This window comes from Halomonas sp. 707D4, from assembly GCF_024158685.1.
Classification (GTDB): domain Bacteria; phylum Pseudomonadota; class Gammaproteobacteria; order Pseudomonadales; family Halomonadaceae; genus Vreelandella.
In genome coordinates this window covers 1-5,062 of sequence record NZ_JAMZBD010000225.1, presented here as the reverse complement: position 1 = coordinate 5,062, position 5,062 = coordinate 1, and the positions used below count along the sequence as shown (strand labels likewise).

The window sequence follows — 5,062 nt, the reverse complement described above, 5'->3', positions numbered from 1 at the left end:
CAGCGCTGGCCGAGCAGCCGGCGCTGGGCGCTCAGGCTGTCGATGTCCTGGGCGGTGAGCGTCTCGGCGTGGTAGAGCCCCTCGATGCTCTCCTCGAGTCCTTCGAGCAACTGCTCGCGGGCGCTGTCCGCTTCGCTGCGGCGCGCCTGACGCGCTTGGCGGGCCTGCTCCTGGGTCTCGTGATCGCTGTGCGTCTTGTGCGCGCGCAGAGTCGCCTGGTGAAAGCGGCGCTCCTGCTCGGGGCTGGGCGACTGATCCAGCGTGCGCCATTCACGCTCGAGGTGCCTGAGCCTACCGCCGTAGAGCGGCTCCCAGGGGGCATTGGCGTGCTGTTCGATCTTCACGAGCAGCTCGTCGCGCCGCGCCGCCTGACGGTCGTGCCATTCGGCGTCGTGGCGCAGTTTCGCCAAGGCGTCGCGGGCCAGGCGCGCGACCTGACGGTCACGGCGCGCCTCTTTCAAGAGCCGTTTCAACCCCTGTTCGCTTTCGACGCGCTGCGCCGCCTGCTGGCGAACGCCGGCCACGCCGTTGTGGCAAGCCTGATGGATCAGGTCGTTCTCGTCGTCGAGGCGGGCGAGTGCTGCCAGGCGGATATCCAGGTTGTCGCCGTTGAGGGCGATCTCGCCGGCAAGCCCTTTATGATCGAGGCGCTCGATGAGCTCGCGCCGAGTGCGCAGATCCGCCTGGCCCAGGCGTCCGGTCAGGCCGTCGCGCACGGCGTCGAACCAGGCGGGTTCGTCCTGGTGGCGCGCGAAGCGTGCCACCAGGGTCTCGAGATCGTCGAGGCGTACCAGGGCCTGGCGCTGGATGTCCGGCTGGGGGTCGTCGGCGAGCGCCTTCAAGGCGTCGCGCTGGTCGGCGTGCTGCGGGTCGAGTTGATCGAGTGCCTGGCGGCGGACCTTGGGGTCGGGATGCTGCCACCGAGGCGCGAACAGGCGTCTTAACAGTGCGTGCATGAATCTTCCTGCAAGAGAGGCGTCGCGTGAAAAAAGTCAGTCGTCGGCATTTTGGTTGTTGCAGTCACCGGCGCTGTCGCTTAGCTTTGCCAGTAGCCATGTGACGTCGCCCGGCGAATCCGGCGGGCCATCACATCCCGGGCGCGAGACTGCGCTTGTTCCATCCTATCCGACATGACATGGAGTTCGGCCATGAGCCTCAATGCCGATAGCGCCGACAACGCCTTCACCTTCAAAGGCGGCATGCTGCCCATGACCGTCATGGAGTTGAGCAGCGCCGATCCCGAGCAGATCAGGCGCCAGCTGGCCGGCAAGCTCTCCCAGTCCCCCGCCTTCTTTCAGCATACACCGGTTGTGCTGAGCGTGGAAAAACTCGATGAGCCGCACCTGGCGCTGGAGCGCATCTGTGCGGTGTGCCGCGACCACAAGCTTTTGCCGGTGGCGGTGCGCGGCGGTCCGGAGCCGGTTCGCCAGTCCGCCTGGGCGCTGGGCCTGGGCTGGTTCGCTCCGGTCGAGGAGGCGCGTGCGCGCACCCTGGAAAGCGTCGAGCGCGTCGAGGCGCCGGTGGAAGCCCCAGCTCCGGTCGAGCTCGAAGCACCCACGGCGGCGACGCGGCTCTACCGCGGCACCGTGCGCTCGGGCCAGCAGGTGAGCGCCGCCGAGGGCGATCTGATCGTGATCGGCGCGGTCAACGCCGGCGCCGAGGTGCTGGCGGGGGGCAGCATCCATGTCTACGGGGCGCTCAGAGGCCGGGCGCTGGCGGGCATCCACGGCAATACCCAGGCGGGCATCTACTGTCGCGAGCTCGAGGCGGAGCTTCTGTCGGTGGCGGGCAACTACAAGCGCCTCGAGGATATCGATCCCAAGCTCCTGGGATGCGCGGCCCAGGTCCACTTCAGCGAAGAGCAGCTCGAGATCAAGGCGCTGGCCTAGCCGCGCAGGCGAACGGTGTAGCGACGTGGCGGCCGCTTTTCGTTAGAGTAGAGGCTGGATCGACACGTCATATGATGACATTGATGTTCTCGTTGCGCGCGATGACGACAACAAGACGCCCGCGCCGGCAGCGACCTCTGAAAGGAAATGACTCTTGGCCAAGATTATCGTAGTGACCTCAGGTAAAGGGGGGGTCGGCAAAACCACCAGCGCGGCGGCCATTTCGACGGGGCTGGCGCTTCGCGGCAAGAAGACCGTGGTGATCGACTTCGACGTCGGCTTGCGTAACCTGGATCTGATCATGGGCTGCGAACGCCGCGTGGTGTACGACCTGGTGAACGTGATCCAGGGCGAGGCGGGGCTCAACCAGGCGCTGATCCGCGACAAGCGGGTGGAGAACCTGTTCATCCTGCCCGCCTCGCAGACCCGCGACAAGGATGCCTTGACCAAGGAGGGCGTGGCCGAGGTGCTGGAGCAGTTGAAAAGCGACTTCGACTACATCCTGTGCGACTCGCCCGCCGGCATCGAGCGCGGCGCGCAGCTCGCCATGTACTTCGCCGACGAAGCCGTGGTGGTCACCAACCCCGAAGTCTCCTCGGTGCGCGACTCCGACCGCATCCTTGGGCTTTTGGGCTCCAAGACCCAGCGCGCCGAGCAGAGCCTCGACCCGGTCAGGGAGCACCTGTTGATCACCCGCTACAATCCGTCGCGGGTGACCTCCGGCGACATGCTGACCCTCGAGGACATCCGCGAGATCCTGGCCATCAACCTGCTCGGGCTGATTCCGGAATCCGAGGCGGTACTGCGGGCGTCTAACCAGGGCGTGCCGGTCACGCATGATGCGGCAAGCGATGCGGGCCAGGCCTACGCCGACACCGTCGCGCGGCTGCTCGGCGAAGAGGTGCCGCTGCGTTTTCACGAAGTGCAGCGCAAGAGCCTGCTGGGCCGGATGTTCGGGGGAGGCCGTCGATGAAATTACTGGAGTTCCTTAAGCGCGAGCGCAAGAAGTCCGCCTCGGTGGCCAAGGAGCGCTTGCAGATCATCGTCGCTCACCAGCGCAGCCAGCGCGGCCAGCCCGACTACATGCCGATGCTCGAGCGCGAACTGCTCGAGGTGATCCGCCGCTACGTCCACGTCGACGACAACGCCATCCAGATCTCGCTGGACAGCGAGGACAACTGCTCGGTGCTCGAGCTCAACGTCACCCTGCCCAAAGGTTAGGCGAGTGCCGTGCGTCGGGGGCGACGCGGGTTGTGCTAGGCTAGAACGTTGATGCCCGTCAGTATGTTAGGGCACGAACACGTTCACGGGAGTACTAGCCCATGGCGCCAGCCAACGCCGCCCCCGCCAGCTTTCTCTGGCACGACTACGAGACCTTCGGCGCCGACCCGCGCCGTGACCGCCCGGCCCAGTTCGCCGCGATCAGAACCGACGCCGAGCTCAACGAGATCGGTGAGCCCATCGAGCTCTACTGCCGGCCCAGCGACGATGCCCTGCCGCACCCCGCCGCCTGCCTGATCACCGGCATCACTCCCCAGAAAGCCCGACGCCACGGCGTGCCCGAGACGGAGTTCGCCGGGCGCATTCAGGCCGTGATGAGCGAGCCCGGCACCTGCGTGGTGGGCTACAACAGCCTGCGCTTCGACGACGAGGTCTCGCGCAACCTGTTCTACCGCAACTTCCTCGACCCCTACGCCCGCGAGTGGCAGAACGGCAACTCGCGCTGGGATCTGATCGACGTGGTGCGCGCCTTCTATGCGCTGCGACCCGACGGCATCACCTGGCCCGAGCGCGAGGACGGCGCGCCGAGCTTCAAGCTCGAGGCGCTGACCGCCGCCAACGGCATCGAGCACGCCGGCGCCCACGACGCCCTGGCGGACGTGCGCGCCACCATCGCCCTGGCGCGGCTTCTGCGCGATCGCAATCCCAAGCTCTTCGACTACCTGCTGGGGCTGCGCGGCAAGCGCGCCGTGGCGCAAAAGCTCGATGTCGCCAGCGCCAAGCCGGTGCTGCACATCTCGCGGCGCTACCCGGCGAGTCGCGGCTGCAGCGCGCTGGTGATGCCGCTCGCCGAACACCCGACCAATCCCAACGGGGTGATCGTGTTCGATCTCGGCGCCGACCCTGCCGAGCTTCTGTCGCTCGGCGTCGAGCAGATCCGCGAGCGGGTCTTCGTCAGCCAGCAGGACCTGGCCGAGGGCGAGTCGCGCATCCCCTTGAAGGTGATTCACATCAACCGCTGCCCGGTGGTGTTTCCCGCTTCGGCACTCAAGGACGTGCAAGGCCCCAAACAGGGCGAGTACGGCGAGATCCAGGCGCGTCTGGGCATCGACGTGGACCAGTGCCGGGCGCACTGGAAGACGCTTCGCGACAGCGCCGCCCAGGTGGCGCAGAAGGTCGCCGAGGTGTTCGGCGCGGGCTATGAGGAAGGCCCCCAGGACCCGGACCTGATGCTCTACTCCGGCAATTTCTTCTCCCCGGCGGATCGCCAGCAGATGCAGCGGGTGCGCGAGACTTCGCCCTGGGATCTGGTCGGCGCGCGCTTCGCCTTCCAGGACCCGCGCCTCGAGGAGATGCTGTTTCGCTTTCGGGCGCGCAACTACCCCGAGACGCTGGAAGGCGAGGAGCGCGAGCAGTGGGAGGCGTTTCGCTGGGCGCGGCTCAACGACGCCGCCGTCTCCGGATTCACCCTGAAGGCCTTCGCCCGGGAGATCGAGCGCTACAACCAGCAGAGCCTGTCCGACTACCAGCGCCAGATCCTCGAGGAGGTGGTGATGTTCGTGGAGGCGATGCTGCCCGCCCAGGCGTTCGACGCCTGAGCGGGCCCGCGTTCAGCGCGTCTCGGCGCTGCGCGGGAAGGGCGACAGGGTTGCGCGGAAGGCGGTCAGGTCGCTCGGCTCGTCGTTCGGGTCGAAGCGAACGTCCAGGGTGCGCGCCATCAAGGCCGGCCACGCGGCCTGAATGCGCTCGGGGCTCACCGTCATCACCTCCTTGGCGAGCGCCTCGCGGCGATCGAAGCGCACCGGGTCGCGAGCGGTGGCCTGCCAGTAGCGGTTGGCCATGCCGGCGAGGCTGGTGTCGCGCTCCAGCAGGCGATCCGCCAGCGCCCGGCGATAGGGGGCGAGGGTGGCGTCGTCGAGGGTATCGAGCTCTTCGCCCGCGCTTTCCAGGAA

At 67.4% G+C, this 5,062-nt stretch carries 4 protein-coding genes and 2 pseudogenes; 4 read left to right on the top strand and 2 right to left on the bottom strand.

The features are described 5' to 3' along the window. Positions 1-956, bottom strand: a pseudogene (locus BIS11_RS10625) (DUF349 domain-containing protein); the annotation flags it as partial. A 192-nt stretch (positions 957-1,148) separates the two neighbouring features. Between BIS11_RS10625 and minC the strand changes: the two are divergent. The 4 genes from minC to sbcB all read left to right on the top strand — a co-directional run bounded on the left by minC (position 1,149) and on the right by sbcB (position 4,708). Then, complete coding sequence (gene minC, locus BIS11_RS10620; RefSeq protein WP_253422759.1) at positions 1,149-1,889, top strand: septum site-determining protein MinC; 741 nt, start codon at positions 1,149-1,151, stop codon at positions 1,887-1,889. Positions 1,890-2,043: 154 nt separating this feature from the next. Beyond that, on the top strand, positions 2,044-2,862 hold the full coding sequence (gene minD / locus BIS11_RS10615) for a septum site-determining protein MinD (protein WP_253422756.1): 819 nt from the start codon (positions 2,044-2,046) through the stop codon (positions 2,860-2,862). Then, complete coding sequence (gene minE / locus BIS11_RS10610; RefSeq protein WP_253422753.1) at positions 2,859-3,110, top strand: cell division topological specificity factor MinE; 252 nt, start codon at positions 2,859-2,861, stop codon at positions 3,108-3,110. The genes minD and minE overlap by 4 nt, the downstream gene beginning before the upstream one ends. A gap of 101 nt (positions 3,111-3,211) precedes the next feature. Continuing rightward, on the top strand, positions 3,212-4,708 hold the full coding sequence (gene sbcB, locus BIS11_RS10605; protein ID WP_253422750.1) for an exodeoxyribonuclease I: 1,497 nt from the start codon (positions 3,212-3,214) through the stop codon (positions 4,706-4,708). A gap of 12 nt (positions 4,709-4,720) precedes the next feature. On the opposite strand, the pseudogene BIS11_RS10600 reads toward sbcB, so the two are convergent. Then, positions 4,721-5,062, bottom strand: a pseudogene (locus BIS11_RS10600) (peptidase M16); the annotation flags it as partial.

Bases quoted from the DNA above. Each gene is read 5' to 3' on its own strand.
- minC (WP_253422759.1), top strand. From the start codon at position 1,149: ATGAGCCTCAATGCCGATAGCGCCGACAACGCCTTCACCTTCAAAGGC.
- minE (WP_253422753.1), top strand. From the start codon at position 2,859: ATGAAATTACTGGAGTTCCTTAAGCGCGAGCGCAAGAAGTCCGCCTCG.
- sbcB (WP_253422750.1), top strand. From the start codon at position 3,212: ATGGCGCCAGCCAACGCCGCCCCCGCCAGCTTTCTCTGGCACGACTAC.